This window comes from Streptomyces sp. NPDC059696, assembly GCF_042733745.1.
Classification (GTDB): domain Bacteria; phylum Actinomycetota; class Actinomycetes; order Streptomycetales; family Streptomycetaceae; genus Streptomyces.
In genome coordinates this window covers 1-18791 of sequence record NZ_JBHWFG010000044.1, presented here as the reverse complement: position 1 = coordinate 18791, position 18791 = coordinate 1, and the positions used below count along the sequence as shown (strand labels likewise).

15 protein-coding genes are annotated in these 18791 nt (G+C 72.9%); 12 read left to right on the top strand and 3 right to left on the bottom strand.

Annotation, left to right across the window (positions count from 1 at the left end):
* The first annotated feature begins 18 nt into the window (after positions 1–18).
* Complete coding sequence (locus ACFV20_RS32795; RefSeq protein WP_385663571.1) at positions 19–1713, top strand: phytoene desaturase family protein; 1695 nt, start codon at positions 19–21, stop codon at positions 1711–1713.
* On the opposite strand, the gene ACFV20_RS32790 is transcribed toward ACFV20_RS32795, so the two are convergent.
* A complete protein-coding gene (locus ACFV20_RS32790; protein WP_385663643.1) occupies positions 1602–3332 on the bottom strand; it encodes a serine hydrolase in 1731 nt (576 codons plus the stop codon). The two genes, ACFV20_RS32795 and ACFV20_RS32790, sit on opposite strands and share 112 nt — an antisense overlap.
* Before the next feature lie 210 nt (positions 3333–3542).
* Between ACFV20_RS32790 and ACFV20_RS32785 the strand changes: the two genes are divergently transcribed.
* The 4 genes from ACFV20_RS32785 to ACFV20_RS32770 are packed head-to-tail and all read left to right on the top strand — an operon-like array spanning position 3543 to position 8648.
* Positions 3543–4655, top strand: a complete 1113-nt coding sequence (locus tag ACFV20_RS32785) for a nitronate monooxygenase (protein WP_385663568.1) — start codon at positions 3543–3545, stop codon at positions 4653–4655.
* Positions 4652–6202 carry an acyl-CoA synthetase gene (locus ACFV20_RS32780; protein ID WP_385663565.1) on the top strand — a complete coding sequence of 517 codons (1551 nt, stop codon included), beginning with the start codon at positions 4652–4654 and terminating at the stop codon, positions 6200–6202. Before ACFV20_RS32785 ends, ACFV20_RS32780 begins: the two co-directional genes overlap by 4 nt.
* Before the next feature lie 58 nt (positions 6203–6260).
* Positions 6261–7763 (top strand): acyl-CoA synthetase, encoded by a 1503-nt coding sequence (locus ACFV20_RS32775; RefSeq protein WP_385663562.1) that lies wholly within the window; start codon positions 6261–6263, stop codon positions 7761–7763.
* A 60-nt stretch (positions 7764–7823) separates the two neighbouring features.
* Positions 7824–8648, top strand: coding sequence for an alpha/beta fold hydrolase (locus ACFV20_RS32770; RefSeq protein ID WP_385663559.1), 825 nt, complete (start codon positions 7824–7826; stop codon positions 8646–8648).
* A 106-nt stretch (positions 8649–8754) separates the two neighbouring features.
* Here ACFV20_RS32770 and ACFV20_RS32765 read toward each other — a convergent pair whose 3' ends face one another.
* Together ACFV20_RS32765 and ACFV20_RS32760 are read right to left on the bottom strand one after the other, a co-directional pair.
* Complete coding sequence (locus ACFV20_RS32765; RefSeq protein WP_385663556.1) at positions 8755–10563, bottom strand: sulfatase; 1809 nt, start codon at positions 10561–10563, stop codon at positions 8755–8757.
* A gap of 116 nt (positions 10564–10679) precedes the next feature.
* Positions 10680–12299 (bottom strand): acyl-CoA synthetase, encoded by a 1620-nt coding sequence (locus ACFV20_RS32760; RefSeq protein ID WP_385663553.1) that lies wholly within the window; start codon positions 12297–12299, stop codon positions 10680–10682.
* Positions 12300–12474: 175 nt separating this feature from the next.
* Here ACFV20_RS32760 and ACFV20_RS32755 point away from each other — a divergent pair, with 175 nt between their 5' ends.
* From ACFV20_RS32755 to ACFV20_RS32725, 7 genes are all read left to right on the top strand, one after another.
* Positions 12475–13275, top strand: coding sequence for a crotonase/enoyl-CoA hydratase family protein (locus ACFV20_RS32755; RefSeq protein WP_385663550.1), 801 nt, complete (start codon positions 12475–12477; stop codon positions 13273–13275).
* A gap of 118 nt (positions 13276–13393) precedes the next feature.
* Positions 13394–14335 (top strand): Zn-ribbon domain-containing OB-fold protein, encoded by a 942-nt coding sequence (locus ACFV20_RS32750; RefSeq protein WP_385663547.1) that lies wholly within the window; start codon positions 13394–13396, stop codon positions 14333–14335.
* Complete coding sequence (locus tag ACFV20_RS32745; RefSeq protein ID WP_385663544.1) at positions 14332–15396, top strand: thiolase domain-containing protein; 1065 nt, start codon at positions 14332–14334, stop codon at positions 15394–15396. The genes ACFV20_RS32750 and ACFV20_RS32745 overlap by 4 nt, the downstream gene beginning before the upstream one ends.
* On the top strand, positions 15393–16559 hold the full coding sequence (locus ACFV20_RS32740; RefSeq protein ID WP_385663541.1) for a thiolase domain-containing protein: 1167 nt from the start codon (positions 15393–15395) through the stop codon (positions 16557–16559). The genes ACFV20_RS32745 and ACFV20_RS32740 overlap by 4 nt, the downstream gene beginning before the upstream one ends.
* Before the next feature lie 82 nt (positions 16560–16641).
* Complete coding sequence (locus tag ACFV20_RS32735) at positions 16642–16884, top strand: DUF397 domain-containing protein (protein ID WP_104786506.1); 243 nt, start codon at positions 16642–16644, stop codon at positions 16882–16884.
* A gap of 160 nt (positions 16885–17044) precedes the next feature.
* The gene (locus tag ACFV20_RS32730) at positions 17045–17947 is read left to right on the top strand and encodes a universal stress protein (protein ID WP_385663537.1); all 903 of its coding nucleotides are present in this window, start codon (positions 17045–17047) and stop codon (positions 17945–17947) included.
* A 181-nt stretch (positions 17948–18128) separates the two neighbouring features.
* Positions 18129–18626 (top strand): hypothetical protein, encoded by a 498-nt coding sequence (locus ACFV20_RS32725; protein WP_385663534.1) that lies wholly within the window; start codon positions 18129–18131, stop codon positions 18624–18626.
* The last annotated feature ends 165 nt before the right edge of the window (positions 18627–18791 follow it).

Sequence of the window (18791 nt, the reverse complement as noted above, 5' to 3'; positions counted from 1 at the left end):
CCCGTGTTACGAAGAACCATGACCGCACCCGAGGGACCCCGCGCCAGCCGGACGTACGACGCCGTCATCGTCGGCGGTGGTCACAACGGCCTGGTCGCCGCCGCGTACCTGGCCCGGGCGGGCCGCTCCGTGCTGGTCCTGGAGCGGCTCGACCACACGGGCGGCGCGGCGGTGTCCACCCGGCCCTTCGCCGGGGTCGACGCCCGGCTGTCCCGCTACTCGTACCTGGTCAGCCTGCTGCCGAAGAAGATCGTCCGGGACCTCGGACTGGACTTCCGGGTCCGCACCCGCACCGTCTCCTCCTACACCCCCGTCGAACGCGACGGCCGCGCCACCGGACTCCTCGTCGGCGGCGGGGAACGGCGCACCCGCGAGGCGTTCGCCCGGCTCACCGGCTCCGATCGCGCGTACCGGTCCTGGCAGGAGTTCTACGGCAGGACCGGCCGCGCCGCCGAGCGGATCTTCCCGACCCTCACGGAGCCGCTGCCCGCGCGCGAGGAGCTGCGCCGCCGCCTCGACGACGAGGAGACCTGGCGGATGCTGTTCGAGGAGCCGATCGGTGCCGCCGTGGAGGAGTACTTCGAGGACGACCTGGTGCGCGGCGTCGTCCTCACCGACGCCCTCATCGGCACCTTCGCCGACGCCCACGACCCCTCCCTGAAGCAGAACCGCTGCTTCCTCTACCACGTGATCGGCGGCGGCACCGGCGACTGGGACGTGCCGGTCGGCGGCATGGGGGCCCTCACCGACGCCCTCGCGGACGCGGCACGCGCGGCGGGCGCGGTCCTGGCCACCGGTCACGAGGCCACGCGGGTCGCCACGGACGGCCGAACCGCCGAGGTCACCTACCGCACGGCGGACGGCGAAGCCACCGTCGCCGCCCGGCACGTCCTGGTCAACGCCTCACCGCAGGCCCTGGCGGACCTGACCGGCGACCGGCCTCCGGCGCCCGCCGAGGGCGCCCAGCTGAAGGTCAACATGCTGCTCGAACGGCTGCCGCGGCTGCGTGACAGCGCCGTCGACCCGCGCGAGGCCTTCGCCGGCACGTTCCACATCGCCGAGGGCTACGAGCAACTGGCCCACGCCCACGCCCAGGCCGCCGCCGGACACCTGCCCACCGCGCCGCCCTCCGAGATCTACTGCCATTCCCTCACCGACCCGACCATCCTCGGCCCCGGCCTGGCCGAGCGGGGCTACCAGACGCTCACCCTCTTCGGACTGCACACCCCGGCCCGCCTCTTCGAGCGGGACAACGACGCCGTGCGCGAGGAACTCCTGAAGTCCACCCTCGCCCAGCTCGACGCCCACCTGGCCGAGCCCCTGGCCGACTGCCTGGCCACCGACGCCGACGGCCGCCCCTGTATCGAGGCCCGGACGCCGCTGGACCTGGAGCGGGACCTCGGCCTGCCCGGCGGCAACATCTTCCACCGTGAGCTGAGCTGGCCCCACGCCCAGGAGGGCACCGGCCGCTGGGGCGTCGAGACCGGGCACGGCAACGTCCTGCTGTGCGGGGCGGGTGCGGTGCGCGGGGGCGGGGTGAGCGGCGTGCCGGGGCACAACGCGGCCATGGCCGTACTGGAGAACACCGGGGGGGTGAGCGGTCAGTCCGCCTCGCGCGTCCACCCCGCCGCCCGCAGGCGCGCCGCGTCCGACGGGTGCCGCTCGTCGAACAGGACGTCCCCGCCGCTCTCCACCCGCAGACCGTCCACGTAGCAGCCGCGCCCGACGTAGAGCCGGTCCGTCGCGTACCGCCAGCGCAGGGCGGGTTCCCGTGCGGCCGGGAGGCCGGCGGTGAGCCCGTGCCAGACGCGGCCGGAGAAACCGGTGACCGAGCCCGACGGGTGCCGCTCGGGGTCCTGGCCGCGGCGGTACGTCGTGAACGGCACGGGCTGCCAGCTCGTGCCGCCGTCGGCCGAGGCCTCCAGGGCCAGCAGGTCGGCCGTCGGCTCGGTGTCCCACCACAGCGCGCAGCGCAGCCGCGCCCGGCCGGCGGACGTGTCGAGCGCGGGGAGCGTGAGCGTCGCCGTCGTGGAGAGGGCCGTGCCGGCGAACCAGGCCGTGCGGCCCCGCGCGGGGCGGACCGGCACGGCCCGCGCCATGTTGTTCGCCGCGGCCACCCTGGGCGCCGACCCGGAACGCCAACTGCGCACCGGGTGCACCGAGTTGCCGAGGACGATCAGGAAGGAGTCGGTCGTCGGGTCGAGTACCAGCGACGTCCCCGTGAAACCGGTGTGCCCGGCCGTGCGCGGCGTGGCCATCGCGCCCATGTACCAGTGCTGGTAGAGCTCGAAGCCGAGGCCGTGCTCGTCCCCGGGAAAGGCGGTGTTGAAGTCGGTGAACATCAGCTCCACCGACTCCGGTTCAAGGATCCGGGCCCGTCCGTACGTACCGCCGTTGAGCAGCGTGCGGCCGAGGACGGCGAGGTCCCACGCGTCGGAGAAGACGCCCGCGTGGCCGGCGACCCCGCCCAGGCTGAAGGCGTTCTCGTCGTGCACCTCGCCCCACACCAGGCCGCGGTCGAGTCCGGACCACGGTGCGCGGGCGTCCTCCGTGGCCGCGATCTTCGGCCGCCAGGAAGCGGGTGGGTTGTAGCGGGTGCGGCGCAGGCCGAGCGGCCCGGTGATCTCGTCGCGCAGCAGGGTGTCCAGGGCGCGGCCCGTGATCCGTTCCAGCACGAGTTGCAGCGAGATGAGGTTCAGGTCCGAGTACAGGTACGCCGTGCCGGGCGCGCCGACCGGCTTCTCGTCCCAGATGAGCTGGAGCTTCTCCTCGTGGGTGGGTGCGCTGTACAGCGGGATCCACGCGCGGAACCCCGAGGTGTGCGTGAGGAGCTGACGGATCGTGATGTCCTGCTTGCCCGCGCGGGCGAAGTCCGGCAGGTACGAGGCGACCTTCGCCTCCAGCTCCAGCGCGCCCCGCTCGATCTGCTGCACGGCGAGGATCGAGGTGAACAGCTTCGACACCGACGCCAGGTCGAACACCGTGTCCTCGGCCATCGGGATCTGCTCGCCCGGCGGGAACTCGACGCCCGTGTCGGTCTTCTCGTCGTAGGCCCGGTAGCGCACCGCCATGCCGATGGGCCGGTGCAGCGCGACGGTGCCGCCGCGGCCGGCGAGCAGGACGGCGCCCGCGTACCAGGGGTGCTGGGGGGAGGGGGCGAGGAACGCCTCCGCGTCGGTGACGAGCCGGCGCAGGTGGGAGGGGAGCAGTCCGGCGCGTGCGGCGGAGCCGTGCCGCAGGGTGGGGCGGCGGCCGGTCGCCGCCGGGGCCGCCGCGGCGGGCCCGGCCGGCAACGGGGCGAGTGCGAGCGCGCCACCCAGGGCCAGTCCCATTCTGCCCAGTTGACGCCGGGTCGGTTCGTCGCTCGCCGCTTCGCCGGTCACCGCGTACCCCTTCGCCTCTGCCGACTCGCCTGTCCCCTGCAGTATGTCCGCCGCCGGCCTCCGCCCATAGACCGCACGCGTGAACCCACCGTGCCCTGAATCTGACGGAGCATCAGAAAACCCCTTCCGTCCTCCGGAGGACTCCGGCATCCTGCGCCCATGCAGACGGAGCTGAGCCAGACCCTGGGAATCGAGCACGCCGTCTTCGGCTTCACGCCGTTCCCCGCCGTCGCCGCGGCCATCAGCCGGGCGGGCGGCTTCGGCGTGCTCGGCGCGGTCCGCTACACCGCCCCCGACGAACTCAAGCGCGACCTGGACTGGATCGAGGCACACGCCGACGGCCGGCCGTACGGCGTGGACGTCGTGATGCCGGCGAAGAAGGTCGACGGCGTGACGGAAGCCGATGTCGAGGCGATGATCCCCGAAGGGCACCGGCAGTTCGTCCGCGACACCCTCGCCCGGCACGGCGTGCCCGAGCTCGCCGAGGGCGAGGCGTCCGGCTGGCGGATCACCGGCTGGATGGAGCAGGTCGCCCGCAGCCAGCTCGACGTCGCCTTCGACTATCCGATCCGGCTCCTCGCCAACGCCCTCGGTTCCCCGCCCGCCGACGTCGTCGCCCGCGCCCACGACCGGGGCGTCCTGGTCGCCGCCCTCGCGGGCAGTGCCCGGCACGCCGAGAAGCACCGGGACGCCGGGATCGACGTCGTCGTGGCGCAGGGCTACGAGGCGGGCGGCCACACCGGAGAGATCGCCTCCATGGTGCTCACCCCCGAAGTCGTCGACGCCGTGGCCCCCCTGCCCGTCCTGGCCGCCGGGGGAATCGGCAGCGGCCGGCAGGTGGCCGCCGCGCTCGCCCTCGGCGCCCAAGGCGTGTGGCTGGGCTCCTTGTGGCTGACCACCACCGAAGCGGACCTCGGCTCTCCCGCGCTGACCCGCAAACTCCTCGCGGCCGGCTCCGGGGACACCGTGCGCTCCCGGGCGCTGACCGGCAAGCCCGCCCGGCAGTTGCGCACCGAGTGGACCGACGCCTGGGACGATCCCGCCGGGCCCGGCACCCTGCCCATGCCCCTGCAAGGGCTGCTGGTCGCCGAGGCCGTCTCGCGCATCCAGAAGTACGAGATCACCCCGCTGCTCGGCACCCCGGTCGGCCAGATCGTCGGCCGGATGAACAGCGAACGCAGCGTCCAGGCCGTCTTCGACGACCTCACCCGCGGCTTCGAGGAGGCCGTGGAGCGCGTCAACCGCGTCGCCGGAAGGAGCGGACCGTCATGAGCACACCCCCCGTGGGCTTCTGGGCCCAGGCCGCGCAGGACCCCGGCCGCAGGGTGCTCGTCGCACCCGACGGCGAGGAGTGGACCGCCGGACGCCTGCACGCCGCCGCCAACCGGCTCGTGCACGGCCTGCGCGCGGCCGGACTGCGGCGGGGCGACACCTTCGCCGTGGTCCTGCCCAACGGCGTCGAGTTCCTCACCGCCTACCTCGCCGCCAGCCAGGCCGGGTTCTACCTCGTCCCCGTCAACCACCACCTGGTCGGGCCGGAGATCGCCTGGATCGTCTCCGACTCCGGCGCCAAGGTCCTCCTCGCTCACGAGCGCTTCGCCGACGCTGCCCGCGCCGCCGCCGACGAGGCCGGCCTGCCGGGCACCCACCGGTACGCCGTCGGCACGGCCGAGGGCTTCCGCCCGCTTGCCGAACTCCTCGACGAACAGCCCGGGTCGGCGCCCGCCGACCGCACGCTCGGCTGGGTCATGAACTACACCTCGGGCACCACCGGCCGCCCCCGCGGCATCCGCCGCCCGCTGCCCGGCACACCACCGGAGGAGGCCCACCTCGGCGGCTTCCTCGGCATCTTCGGCATCCGGCCGTTCGACGACAACGTGCACCTGGTGGGCTCACCGCTCTACCACACGGCCGTCCTGCAGTTCGCCGGCGCGTCCCTGCACATCGGCCACCGGCTGGTCCTCATGGACAGGTGGACGCCCCAGGAGATGCTCCGGCTCATCGACGCCCACCACTGCACCCACACCCATATGGTCCCGACCCAGTTCCACCGCCTGCTGGCGCTGCCGGACGAGGTGAAGGACCGCTACGACGTCTCCTCCATGCGGCACGCCATCCACGGGGCCGCGCCCTGCCCCGACCATGTGAAGCGGGCCATGCTCGACTGGTGGGGCCCCTGCGTGGAGGAGTACTACGCGGCCAGCGAGGGCGGCGGCGCCTTCGCCACCGCCGAGGACTGGCTGAAGAAGCCCGGCACCGTCGGCAAGGCCTGGCCCATCAGCGAGCTCGCGGTCTTCGACGACGACGGCAACCGGCTGCCGCCGGGTGAACTGGGCACCGTCTACATGAAGATGAACACCGGCGGCTTCTCCTACCACAAGGACGAGGCCAAGACCCGCAACAACCGCATCGGTGACTTCTTCACCGTCGGCGACCTCGGACACCTCGACGAGGACGGCTACCTCTTCCTGCGCGACCGCAAGATCGACCTCATCATCTCCGGCGGCGTCAACATCTACCCGGCCGAGATCGAGTCGGCCCTGCTCGCCCACCCGGCCGTCGCGGACGCCGCCGTCTTCGGCATCCCGCACGACGACTGGGGCGAAGAGGTCAAGGCGGTCGTGGAACCGGCCCCCGGGCACCGGCCCGGGCCCGTCCTCGCGGCCGACCTCCTCGACCACTGCGCCCACCGGCTCGCCGGGTACAAGCGGCCCAGGAGCGTCGACTTCATCACCGAGATGCCCCGCGACCCGAACGGCAAGCTGTACAAGCGACGGCTGCGGGAGCCGTACTGGGAGGGCCGGACCCGGCCGGTGTGAGCCCCGACCGCCCGGGGGTCCTTGACCTCCCCGGGCGGTCAGCCGAGGATCATGTGTCATGACGACGCCCGGACACGACAGCACGGTCGACGGAGTCCTGCGGCGCAGCGCCCGCCGCACACCGGCGCGCGTCGCCGTGGAGTACGCCGAGCGGACCTGGACGTACGACGAACTCGACACCGCCGTCTCCCGCGCGGCGAGCGTCCTGCTCGGCGAGGGCCTGAACCCCGGGGACCGGGTCGGTGCCTACGGCCACAACTCCGACGCCTATCTGATCGCCTTCCTGGCCTGCGCCCGGGCAGGTCTGGTGCACGTGCCCGTCAACCAGAACCTGACCGGCGACGACCTCGCCTACATCGTCGGCCAGGCCGGCTGCGCCCTGGTGCTCACCGACCCCGACCTCGCCGGCCGACTGCCGGGCGGGGTAAGGACGTTGCCCCTGCGTGACGCCGGCGACTCGCTGCTCGCACGGCTGCCCGATGCGCCGGCCCACGACGGCCCGGAGCCGCGCGGCGAGGACCTCGTGCAACTGCTGTACACCTCGGGCACGACCGCCCTGCCCAAGGGCGCGATGATGACGCACCGGGCCCTGGTGCACGAGTACCTGAGCGCCATCACCGCCCTCGACCTCAGTGCGGGGGACCGCCCCGTGCATTCCCTGCCGCTCTACCACTCGGCGCAGATGCACGTCTTCCTGCTGCCCTGCCTCGCCGTCGGCGCGACGAACATCATCCTCGACGCACCGGACGGCGACCGGCTCTTCGACCTGGTCGAAGCGGGCCGCGCGGACAGCCTGTTCGCGCCGCCCACCGTCTGGATCGCCCTGTCCAACCGCCCCGACTTCGCCACCCGCGATCTCAGCGGCCTGCGCAAGGCCTACTACGGGGCGTCGATCATGCCGGTCCCGGTACTCGAACGGCTCCGCGAGCGCCTGCCGGAGCTGGCCTTCTACAACTGCTTCGGCCAGAGCGAGATCGGCCCCCTCGCCATGGTGCTCGCACCCGGGGAACACAAGGGCCGCATGGACTCCTGCGGCCGGCCCGTCCTGTTCGTCGACGCCCGCGTGGTCGACGAGGACGGCAAGGACGTACCCGACGGCACCCCCGGCGAGATCGTCTACCGCTCTCCCCAACTGTGCGAGGGCTACTGGGACAAGCCCGAGGAGACCGCGGCGGCCTTCCGCGACGGCTGGTTCCGCTCCGGCGACCTCGCGGTGCGCGACCCGCACGGGTACTACACGATCGTCGACCGGGTGAAGGACGTCATCAACTCCGGTGGCGTCGTCATCGCCTCACGCCAGGTCGAGGACGCGCTGTACACCCACCCCCGGGTGGCCGAGGCCGCGGTCGTGGGCCTGCCGGACGAGCGCTGGATCGAGGCGGTGACGGCCGTCGTCGTCCCCCGCGGCGAGGTCACCGAGGCGGAACTGATCGCCCACGTCCGCGAGCACCTGGCACCCTTCAAGGCACCGAAGCGGGTGGTGTTCGTGCCCGAACTCCCGCGCAACGCCAGCGGGAAGATCCTCAAGCGGCGACTGCGCGACGATCTCGCGAACGGCTAGCGCGCACCGGCCGGGAATCCCGGTTGTGCCGGACCGGCCCCGGGCCCCAGGATCGACGGCATGCCGATGTTCCGAGCCCCGGACGGGACCCGACTCGCCTTCCACCTGCGCGGCGGGGGCGAACCCCTCGTCGTGCTGCCCGGCGGGCCCATGCGGGCCTCCGCCTACCTGGGCGGTCTGGACGCACACCGGCAGCTGGTCCTGCTCGACCTGCGGGGCACGGGGGAGTCCGGGACACCGGCGGATCCGGCGACCTACCGCTGCGACCGGCTCGTGGACGACGTCGAGGCGCTGCGACGGCATCTGGGACTGGAGCGGATGGACGTGATCGCGCACTCGGCGGGCGGGAGTCTCGCCATGCTGTACGCGGCGCGCTACCCACGGCGGCTGGAGCGGCTGGCGCTGGTCACCGCCACTCCGTGGGCCCTGGGCCGGCCGGCGACGGCCGAGGACCGGCTGGCGGCGGCCCGGCTGCGGTCCTTCGAACCCTGGTTCGCGGACGCCTTCCCGGCGTTCGAGGCCTGGCTCGACGGCACGGGAGACTTCGACCCGGTGTTCCTCCCGTTCTTCTACGGCCGCTGGGACGACACCGCCCGGGCCCACGCCGACCGCGAGGAGGCCGAGACCAACGACGCCGCGGCGGACGCCTACGGTGCCGAGGGCGCCTACGACCCGGAGGCGACCAGGAGCGCGCTGGCCCGAGTGACGGCCCCGGTGCTCGTCCTGGCCGGCGGGGCCGACGGCGGGCCGAATCCGGCCCTGGCCCGCCGGGTGGCCGACGTCTTCCCGAAGGCCGAGTTCGTGGTGCAGCCGGGCGCGGGCCACTACCCCTGGCTCGACGACCCGCAGTGGTTCACCCACCGCGTGTCCGCCTTCTTCGCCTGACCCCCGCGGCCCCCGGCGCCCGCTGCCGGCGAAGCGCCGCGCGGGCACGGCACCTCCTGCACGAGGGCCCGGCCGCGGGAGTTCCCCGCGGCCGTCGGGGAGTCCCTCAGCCCTGCGGACCGTACGCGGTCATGAAGCGGTCGCGGAACCGGTCCATGCCCCACCGGGGCGCGTCCTCGGCCGGCTTGAGCCCGTCCGTCCAGCCCCAGTCGGCGACCCGGTCCAGGACCTTCTTGTCGTGGGCGACGATCGTCACCGGCACGTCCCGGCCGGTGTCCCCGGCGAGGACCGTCGGCACCGGCTGGTGGTCGCCGAGGAACACCAGCACCGTGTCGTCGTCGCCGTAGCGCTCGACCCACTCGGTCAGGCTGCGGATCGAGTACTCGATGGCCTTGCGGTACTCGGCGCGCACCTTCTCCGGGTCCTTCCAGACCTCGGCGGGGTCGGTGCCCTCCTTCTTGATCCGGTGGAACACCGAGCCGTCGCCGAGGTCCTCCCAGTCGATCATGTGGGCGATGGGGGACCAGGGGTTGTGGCTGGAGGCCAGGATGATCTCCGCCATGATCGGCTCGCGGTCCTTCCTGCCGTGCTCCAGGCGCTGGAAGGCCTCCATGCTGAACTGGTCGGGCACGGGCGTCCAGCTGAAGTACGGGCCGTGGTAGCCGAGGTGCTCGGAGTCGTAGATGTGGTCCAGGCCGAAGTACTTCCCCTCCGGCCAGGCGCGGCGCACCCCCGGCACGATGCCGACGGTCCGCCAGGCGCCGGTCTTGCCGAAGTACTTCGTCAGCGTCATGCGATCGCTCGTCGTCAGACTGCGGTACCGCTGCTGGTTCTTGATCCACAGCCCGGACAGGAACGTCGAGTGGGCGAGCCAGCTGCCCGCGCCCGTCACCGGCGACCGCAGCCAGCCGCTGCGCGACTCGAAACCGGCCGCCTTCAGCCTGCCGGTGCCCTCCTTCAGCACGGCGTCGGTCTGCTCGGCCATCGCCGGGTCGTCGATGGCGACCCGGCCGTAGCTCTCGATGAACGTGAACAGCACGTCCTTGCCGCGCAGTCCGGTCAGCAGCTGGTCGGGCGGTGTCTTCGCGAAGGCGTCCACCGCGGCCTGCTTCTCGAAGACCCGGGCGTCCCGCAGCCCCGCGCGCACCTGCTCCACCCGGTTGCCCACGAACTCGGCGTTGCCCTTGGTGGCGACCGGCACGGTGCCGATCTGCACGCCCAGCGTCATACAGGTGATCCACGCCGTGCCGAGGATCAGGATCGTCCGGCCGGCGACCGGCCGGTGCCGGACCATCAGGTTCGTCAGCCGCACCACCGCCAGGGTGGTGAGCACGAGCAGCGCGACGAGCAGCACGATCACCCCCGCCACGGCCAGCATCTGGCCGGTGCGCCCGAACGTCTCCCTCAGGAAGTCCGTGCCGTTCTGGATCAGGATCCAGTCCAGGACCAGGTCGAAGGGCCGGGCCAGGATCTGGTAGAAGCCCATGTCGACGAATTTCAGGACCGTCAGCAGCCCGAGGAACGCGCCCGCGACCACCGACGTGATCCGCCGGGGTTTCGGGGGCAGGGCGAGCAGCAGGCCGGCGAGCAGCACGCCCTCGGCGGGGATGCGCACGAACGACGCGAACTCGATGCGCTCGATGCGGTTCGGCACCAGCAGCGCGAACAGCACCAGAGCCCCGGCCAGCACGGTCGTGCCGAGGGAGACACCCCGTGCCGTACGGGGGTAGCGGTGCCGCCAGCCGAACCAGCCGGGCTTCGTCGCCGGGGGCTCCTGCGGCGGGACCGCACTCTCGGGGCCGTCCTCGGCGGTGGTGACGTCCACCGGATCCGCCGTGCCGCTGTCTCCGTCGGGTTTCGCCCCGCCCCCGGCCGTGTCGTCCGGGAGCTGACGGGAGCGAGTGAAGAGCGACACCCGGTGGTCCTTCCGTGCGGTCTTGCGATGGCATGCCGAACAGAGCCCGGCCGGGCCCGCCTGCCACCACCAGTACGTCCGCACGTCACCTTGGGTTCAATGTCCCGGCCGGAGAATCATCCGTCCGCCGTCAGCGCCACCTCCCGCGCCCACCGGTAGTCCGCCTTGCCGCTCGGCGACCGCCGGATCGACTCGGTGATCACCAGCTGGCGCGGGATCTTGTAGCCGGCCAGCCGGTCACGGCAGTGCGCCCGGATGTCCTCCAGCGACGGCCGTGCCGCCCCCCGGCGCAACTGCACCACGGCCGCCACGTGGTGACCCCACCGCGGGTCCGGCACCCCGGCCACCAGCGCGTCGTAGACGTCGGGGTGGGACTTGAGGGCCTGCTCGACCTCCTCCGGGTACACCTTCTCGCCGCCGGTGTTGATGCACTGCGAGCCGCGGCCGAGGACGGTGACCACGCCCTCCTCGTCGACGGTGGCCATGTCGCCGAGCAGCACCCACCGCTCGCCGTCCCTGGCGAAGAAGGTCGCGGCCGTCTTGACCGGGTCGTTGTAGTAGCCGAGCGGCACGTGCCCGCACTGGGCGATCCGGCCCACCTCGCCGGGCGCCACGGGCGCGTGGGTGACCGGATCGACCACCTGGGTACGGGCGTTGACCCGCACCCGGAAGCCCCGCTCGGGCCCGGAGTCCTCGGTCGCCGTACCGTTGAAGCCCGACTCCGACGAGCCGAAGTTGTTCAGCAGCACGGCGTTCGGCACCAGCTCCCGGAACTGCCGGCGCACCGTGTCCGACATGATCGCGCCCGACGACGACACGCTGAACAGCGACGAGCGGTCGATGTCCCGCAGCGGCCCGCTCAGCGCGTCGACCAGCGGCCGCAGCATGGCATCCCCCACCAGTGAGATGCTGTTGACCCTCTCCTTCTCCACGGTCCGCAGCACCTCCTCGGGCACGAACTTGCGGTGGATCACGACCCGCTGCCCGAAGTTGAAGCCGATGAACGCCGTGAGGGTGGACGTGCCGTGCATCAGCGGAGCCGTCGGGAAGAACGTGATCCCCGCCCCGCCGGCCGCGACCCGCTCGGCGAGCTCCTCCGGCTTCCTCACCGGCTCCCCGGTCGGGGCGCCCCCACCGAGCCCCGCGAAGAACAGGTCCTCCTGCCGCCACATCACGCCCTTGGGCATCCCGGTCGTGCCGCCGGTGTAGATGATGAACCGGTCGTCGCCCGAGCGGGCCGGGAAACCCCGCCCGGCCGCTCCCGCGGACTCCACCTGCCCGAACTCCACGCAGGGCAGCTCCGCGGACCCCGGCGCGGGCGCACCCACCCGGATCAGGTGCCGCAGCTTCCGCGCCCGCGGCCGTGCCGCCGCCACCCGGTCCGTGAACTCGGCGTCGAAGACCAGCGCCGCCAGGTCGGCGTCCCGGTAGAGGTACACCAACTCTTCCTCGACATAGCGGTAGTTGACGTTGACCGGCACGATCCGCGCCTTCAGGCACCCCAGGACAGTCTGCAGGTACTCCACGCCGTTGTAGAGATGGAGCCCGAGGTGCTCCCCGGGGCGTATCCCGCTGTCGAGCAGATGGTGACCGACGCGGTCGGCCGCGGCGTCCAGCTCCGCGTATGTCAGGCGGCGCTCGGCACCCGTGCCGGGGTGGTCGGCGTACACCAGGGCCTCACGGCCGGGGACGACGTCGACGACCGACTCGAACAGGTCGGCAAGGTTGTACTCCACCGCTCCTCCTGACCCCGGGCGTGCCTGGCATCGGACGGTTCGCCGGTCATCAGAGCAAAGGGCGGTCCACGTGTGAAGAGTCCGCGCGAAAGAATCTGACTGTATGTCAGAAAACCCTTGAAGTGCCTCCCGCGCTACTGCAACCTGTTCTCGTTCCTTGAGAGGGGAGTTCGCCATGGGCGGGACGGAACACCTCACCGTGCGGCGCGAAGGCGCCACACTGGTGCTCACGCTCAACAGGCCCGAAGCCAGGAACGCGCTCTCACTGCCGATGCTCGTCGGCCTCCACGACGGGTGGCTGGAGGCCGACGCGGACGACTCGGTCCGCTCGATCGTCCTCACCGGCGCGGGCGGCTCGTTCTGCTCCGGCATGGACCTCAAGGCGCTCGCCGGGAACGGCATGGCGGGCCAGGAGTACCGGGACCGGCTCAAGGCCGACCCGGACCTGCACTGGAAGGCGATGCTGCGCCACCACCGCCCGCGCAAGCCGGTCGTCGCCGCCGTCGAGGGGCACTGCGTCGCGGGCGGCACCGAGATGCTCCAGGGCACCGACATCCGCGTCGCCGCCGACTCCGCGACCTTCGGGCTGTTCGAAGTGCGGCGCGGCCTGTTCCCCATCGGCGGCTCCACCGTCCGCCTGCAACGCCAGATCCCGCGCACCCATGCCCTGGAGATGCTCCTCACCGGCCGCCCCTACAGCGCCCGCGAGGCCGCTGCCATCGGCCTGGTCGGCCACGTCGTCCCCGACGGCACCGCGCTGGACAAGGCGCTGGAGATCGCCGAGCAGATCAACGCCTGCGGGCCACTGGCCGTGGAGGCCGTCAAGGCCTCGGTCTACGAGACCGCCGAGATGACCGAGTCCGACGGTCTCGCCGCCGAACTCACCATGGGCTGGCCCGTCTTCGACACCGCCGACGCCAAGGAAGGCGCCCGGGCCTTCGCCGAGAAGCGACCGCCCCGCTACCAGCGCGCGTAGCGCTGTGCCGGTGGTGGCCGGTTGCCGAGCCGCGGGTCGTCGGTGGCCGAGCGCGCAGTTCCCAGCGCCTCCTCGGGGGCGCCCCGTGCACGCCGATCACGAAGGAGGCAGGCCCTCGATGTCCGCAGTTCTCAAGGCCCCGCTCGTCGTCGAGTTTCCCTTCACCCGCTCCCTCGGCCCGGTCCAGAGCGCCTTCCTGACCGGCCTGCGGGAACGGGTGATCCTCGGAGTCAAGACACGCGACGGCCGCACCCTCGTCCCGCCCGTCGAGTACGACCCCGTCACCGCCGAGGAACTCCACGACCTCGTCCACGTCGGTGTCACGGGCACCGTCACCACCTGGGCCTGGAACCACGAGCCCCGTCGAGGGCAGCCCCTGGACACGCCTTTCGCCTGGGTCCTGGTACGACTCGACGGCGCCGACACCGCCCTCCTGCACGCCCTCGACGCAGCCGGCCCCGACGTCGTCCACACCGGCATGCGCGTCCGCGTCCGCTGGGCCGGGGAACGCACCGGCGCCATCACGGACATCGCCTGCTTCGAGCCCTACGACGGAGAGGCCTCCACGGTCACCGTCCACGCGGGCGAGTTCGAGGACCCCGTCACCGGCATCGTCGCCGAGGCGCGCCTCGACTACACCTACTCGCCCGGCCGCGCCCAGACCGCCTACATCGACGCCCTCTCGGCCCGGCGGATCGTCGGAGAGCGCTGCCCGTCCTGCCGCAAGGTGTACGTCCCCCCGAGGGGGGCCTGCCCCACCTGCGGCGTGGCCACGTCCGAACAGGTCGAGGTGGGACCACGCGGCACCGTCACGACCTTCTGCATCGTCAACATCAAGGCGAAGAACCTCGACATCGAGGTGCCCTACGTCTACGCCCACATCGCCCTCGACGGCGCCGGCCTGGCCCTGCACGGCCGGATCGGCGGCATCCCGTACGACGAGGTGCGCATGGGACTGCGGGTGGAACCGGTGTGGACCGACGGCGCCCGCTACCCCGACCACTACCGGCCCACGGGCGAACCCGACGCGGACTACGACACCTACAAGGAGCTGCTGTGACGAGCGCACCGCGGGGCCGCGAGATCGCCGTCGTCGCCTTCGCCCAGACCGTCCACCGGCGCACCAGCGACGACCTCTCCGAGGTGGAGATGCTGATGCCGGTCCTGCACGAGGTCCTCGACCGCACCGGCCTGAAGACCGCCGACATCGACTTCACCTGCTCCGGCTCCAGCGACTACCTCGCCGGCCGCGCCTTCTCCTTCACCCTCGCCCTCGACAGCGTCGGCGCCTGGCCTCCCATCTCCGAGTCGCACGTCGAGATGGACGGCGCCTGGGCCCTGTACGAGGCCTGGACGAAACTCCTCACCGGCGACGCCGACTCCGCCCTCGTCTACGCGTACGGCAAGTCCTCGCCCGGCTCGGTCCGCGACGTCCTCACCCGCCAGCTCGACCCCTACTACGTGGCGCCGCTCTGGCCCGATTCCGTGGCCCTCGCCGCCCTCCAGGCACAGGCCCTCATCGACGCCGGGGACACCGACGAGAGGGCCCTCGCCGCCGTCGCCTCCCGCAGCCGGGAAGCGGCGACCACCAACCCCCACGCACAACTGCGCGGCCCCGTACCGCAGGGCGACTACCTCGTCCGGCCCCTGCGCACCGGCGACTGCCCGCCCATCGGCGACGGGGCCGCCGCCGTGATCCTCGCGGCGGGGGACCGGGCCCGCGCACTGTGCGCACGTCCCGCCTGGATCCGCGGCATCGACCACCGCATCGAGGCCCACAGCCTCGGGGTGCGCGACCTGACCGACGCACCCTCCGCCCGCCTCGCCGCCGAGCGCGCCGGAGCGTTCGAGCGGCCCGTCGACACCGCCGAACTGCACGCGCCCTTCACCGCGCAGGAGATCGTCCTGCGCAAGGCCCTCCGGCTGGGCGAGGACGTCGACGTGAACCCCTCCGGCGGAGCCCTCGCCGCCCACCCGATCATGGCCGCCGGTCTCATCCGCATCGGCGAGGCCGCCGCCCGCGTCCACCGCGGCGTCTCCGACCGCGCCCTCGCCCACGCCACGTCCGGCCCCTGCCTCCAGCAGAACCTGGTCGCCGTACTCGAAGGGGAACCCCGATGAGCAAGGAGCCCGTGGCCGTCGTCGGCATCGGCCAGACCAGGCACGTCGCGGCACGCCGGGACGTGTCCCTCGCGGGACTGGTCCGGGAGGCCGCGCAGCGCGCCCTCCAGGACGCCGAGGCGACCTGGGCCGACATCGACGCCGTCGTGATCGGCAAGGCGCCCGACTTCTTCGAGGGCGTCATGATGCCCGAGCTCTACCTCGCCGACGCCCTCGGCGCCGTCGGCAAACCCATGCTCCGCGTCCACACCGCCGGCTCCGTCGGCGGATCCACCGCGCTCGTCGCGGCGAACCTCGTCGCCGCCCGCGTCCACGGCACGGTCCTCACCCTCGCCTTCGAGAAGCAGTCCGAGTCGAACGCCATGTGGGGCCTGTCCCTGCCCATCCCCTTCCAGCAGCCCCTGCTGGCCGGGGCCGGAGGCTTCTTCGCCCCGCACATCCGCGCCTACATGCGCCGCAGCGGCGCACCCGAGACGATCGGCGCCCTCGTCGCCTACAAGGACCGCCGCAACGCCCTCAAGAACCCCTACGCCCACCTGCACGAACACGACATCACCCTCGAGGGGGTCATGGCGTCGCCGATGCTGTGGGACCCGATCCGCTACTCGGAGACCTGCCCCTCCTCCGACGGCGCCTGCGCCATGATCCTCACCGACCGCGCCGGCGCCGCCCGGGCACCGCGACCACCCGCCTGGATGCTGGGCGGCGCCATGCGCAGCGAACCCACCCTCTTCGCCGGCAAGGACTTCGTCTCCCCGCAGGCCGGCCGGGACTGCGCGGCCGACGTCTACCGCCAGGCCGGCATCACCGACCCCCGCCGCGAGATCGACGGCGCCGAGATCTACGTGCCGTTCTCCTGGTACGAGCCCATGTGGCTGGAGAACCTGGGCTTCGCCGGAGAGGGCGAAGGCTGGAAGCTCACCGAGGCGGGCGTGACCGAACTGGACGGGGACCTGCCCGTGAACATGTCGGGCGGCGTGCTGTCCACCAACCCCATCGGCGCCTCCGGCATGATCCGCTTCGCCGAGGCGGCGCTCCAGGTGCGGGGGCAGGCCGGAGAACACCAGGTGGACGGGGCTCGCCGGGTCCTCGGACACGCCTACGGCGGCGGGTCGCAGTTCTTCTCGATGTGGCTCGTGGGCGACCGTCCTCCGGAGTCCTGAAAGGTCCCCCTCACGTGCCCTGTTGGCCGTGGGACACGATCGCTAGGCTGGCCGCGGACGACGAATCGGGAGGAGCACCGACGTGGCCGAGACCACCACCCAGCAGCGCCCGCTCACAGGCTGGGACAAGCCGGAGCTTGACCTCACGGACGCACAGTGGCAGTCCAGCAGCCGGGGGCGGGGAGATGTGCAGATCGCCTTCGTGGAGGGCTTCATCGCCATGCGCAACAGTGCCCGCCCGGAGAGCCCTTCGCTGATCTTCACCCCCGCCGAGTGGGGCGCGTTCGTGTCAGGCGCGCGGGAAGGGGAGTTCGACCTCACCTGACGACGGGACGTACCGTTCCGGACAGCCGCCGCCCGACGGCCGATCCGGGGGTGTTCCGCCCCCATTTCCGGACACGCGACCGGAGGCATCTTCCCGGAGCCGCCGCCTGAGCCAGGCCGGCCCCGGGAGGGGACGCCCGGATCCCGGAGGTGAGGACCCCATGAGCACCCTGCCCGTCGTCGCGGCGGTCGACGGTTCGGACGACAGCCTGCGCGCCCTGGAGTGGGCCGTCGACGCCGCCCGCAGGCGCGCGGCACCCCTGCGGGTGGCGCATGTCCGCCAGTACGCCCACTGGGCGCACTCCGACATGCTCGCCGCCGTGCAGGCTGACCCGGGGGACGACCCCGTGCTCGACCGGGTCCGCGCGCACCTGGCGGGGCGCGGCGACCTGCCGGACACGGAGTACGTCGGCCTGGAAGGCGCGGTCGGCGCCGTCCTGCCCGGGCTGGGCGCCGGCGCCCAGCTGCTGGTGCTCGGCTCCCGCGGCCGGGGCGGCTTCGCCGGCCTGCTGCTCGGTTCCACCGGCATGGCCGCCGCCCGGGACGCCGAATGCCCCGTCGTCGTGGTGCCCCGGCCCGGACGCGAGACCTCCGGTGAGGCGCCGGGCGGTCCCGGCTCGCGGGTGGTCGTCGGCCTGAAGGCGGACGGCCCCGACGAGGCCACACTCGCCTTCGCCTTCGCCGAGGCCGCCCGTCGCGACGCCCGGCTCCAGGCGGTCGCCGCCTACCCGTGGCCCGCGCAGCCCTGGATGATGCCCGCAGAGATGCCCCCGCCGGTCGTCGACCAGGACGTCATCGAGGACGAGACCCGCGTCCTCGCCGACGGCTTCCTCGCCCCCTTCCGCGAACGTCACCCCGAGGTCCCGGTCGAACTGCTGCCGTCGGCGGGCGACGCGGCGGGTCACCTCGTCGCGGCCTCCCTCGACGCCGACCTCGTCGTCGTGGGGCGCCACCAGCGGCGTCTGCTCTCACCCGTGCGCATGATGGGCTCGGTCACCCACGCCGTCCTGCTGCACGCCGTGAGCCCGGTCGCCGTCGTGCCGCCGTCGCCCTCGGATTCCTGACCCCGCGGTCATGGCGAGGGCCGGGCCTGTCATCGCTGCACCCGGCGCGAGGCGGTCACCCGGCCCGACCGGCACCGCGCGAGTGGCCCGGCGCCCCACCCGGCGCAGGGTGTCCACCCGGCCCTTCCCGGGCCGCCGCCCGCGCCGCGCCGCGCAGGCCGGGGCACGTACCATGGGCGACATGTCGTTCCTCCGCCGCCGCAGCGCCACTCCCGCCGGGCCCGACTTCGACGTACTGGCCATGGACCCGGGTGACTGGCCCGGAAACCTGGGGGCGGGGCTGCTGCCCGCGCCCGACGGCACCTGCCAGGGTGTCTTCCTGCGCTACGACCTGTTCGGCGGCCGGGGCCCCGCGATGATCATCGGCAATCTGCCGGAGGGCTCCCCGGCCCGTGAGGTCCCCGAGGGGCAGGTCCCCTTCGAGGTGGCCCAGCTGCTGCTGGCGCTGGAGAACGACGAGGAGGTCACCGTCGTCGCCACCGAGGACGTCCCGGTGATGCAGGGCGACAACCTGCTGATCGTGCGCCGCGTCAAGCTCTCCGAGAGCCGGATCTCCTGCGTGCAGTTCGACCGCAGCGACAACGTCCTCGTGACCATCGCCGCCTGGGACCGCCCCATCACGGACGATCTCTACGCCCTCCTCAAGCCGCTCCCCGCGGAACTCTTCCAGCAGGACTGAGCCCGGCCGAACGCACACGAAGGGGCCGTTGCCCACCCGAACAGGTGGGGCAACCCCCCCACCGACCCCGCCCCGGCAGGCCCACCCCCCCCCCCCCGGCCGCCCCGCCCCCCACCCGGGAGGCCCGAGTGTTTTGGGGCCTGTGTGGGAGGGGGGGGCCGGCCG

Excerpts from the sequence above, each read along its gene's own strand:
- ACFV20_RS32780 (WP_385663565.1), top strand. The coding sequence starts at position 4,652 with ATGAGCACACCCCCCGTGGGCTTCTGGGCCCAGGCCGCGCAGGACCCC.
- ACFV20_RS32750 (WP_385663547.1), top strand. The coding sequence starts at position 13,394 with ATGTCCGCAGTTCTCAAGGCCCCGCTCGTCGTCGAGTTTCCCTTCACC.
- ACFV20_RS32755 (WP_385663550.1), top strand. The coding sequence starts at position 12,475 with ATGGGCGGGACGGAACACCTCACCGTGCGGCGCGAAGGCGCCACACTG.
- ACFV20_RS32725 (WP_385663534.1), top strand. The coding sequence starts at position 18,129 with ATGTCGTTCCTCCGCCGCCGCAGCGCCACTCCCGCCGGGCCCGACTTC.
- ACFV20_RS32790 (WP_385663643.1), bottom strand. The coding sequence starts at position 3,332 with ATGGGACTGGCCCTGGGTGGCGCGCTCGCACTCGCCCCGTTGCCGGCC.
- ACFV20_RS32730 (WP_385663537.1), top strand. The coding sequence starts at position 17,045 with ATGAGCACCCTGCCCGTCGTCGCGGCGGTCGACGGTTCGGACGACAGC.
- ACFV20_RS32740 (WP_385663541.1), top strand. The coding sequence starts at position 15,393 with ATGAGCAAGGAGCCCGTGGCCGTCGTCGGCATCGGCCAGACCAGGCAC.
- ACFV20_RS32795 (WP_385663571.1), top strand. The coding sequence starts at position 19 with ATGACCGCACCCGAGGGACCCCGCGCCAGCCGGACGTACGACGCCGTC.
- ACFV20_RS32770 (WP_385663559.1), top strand. The coding sequence starts at position 7,824 with ATGCCGATGTTCCGAGCCCCGGACGGGACCCGACTCGCCTTCCACCTG.
- ACFV20_RS32785 (WP_385663568.1), top strand. The coding sequence starts at position 3,543 with ATGCAGACGGAGCTGAGCCAGACCCTGGGAATCGAGCACGCCGTCTTC.
- ACFV20_RS32775 (WP_385663562.1), top strand. The coding sequence starts at position 6,261 with ATGACGACGCCCGGACACGACAGCACGGTCGACGGAGTCCTGCGGCGC.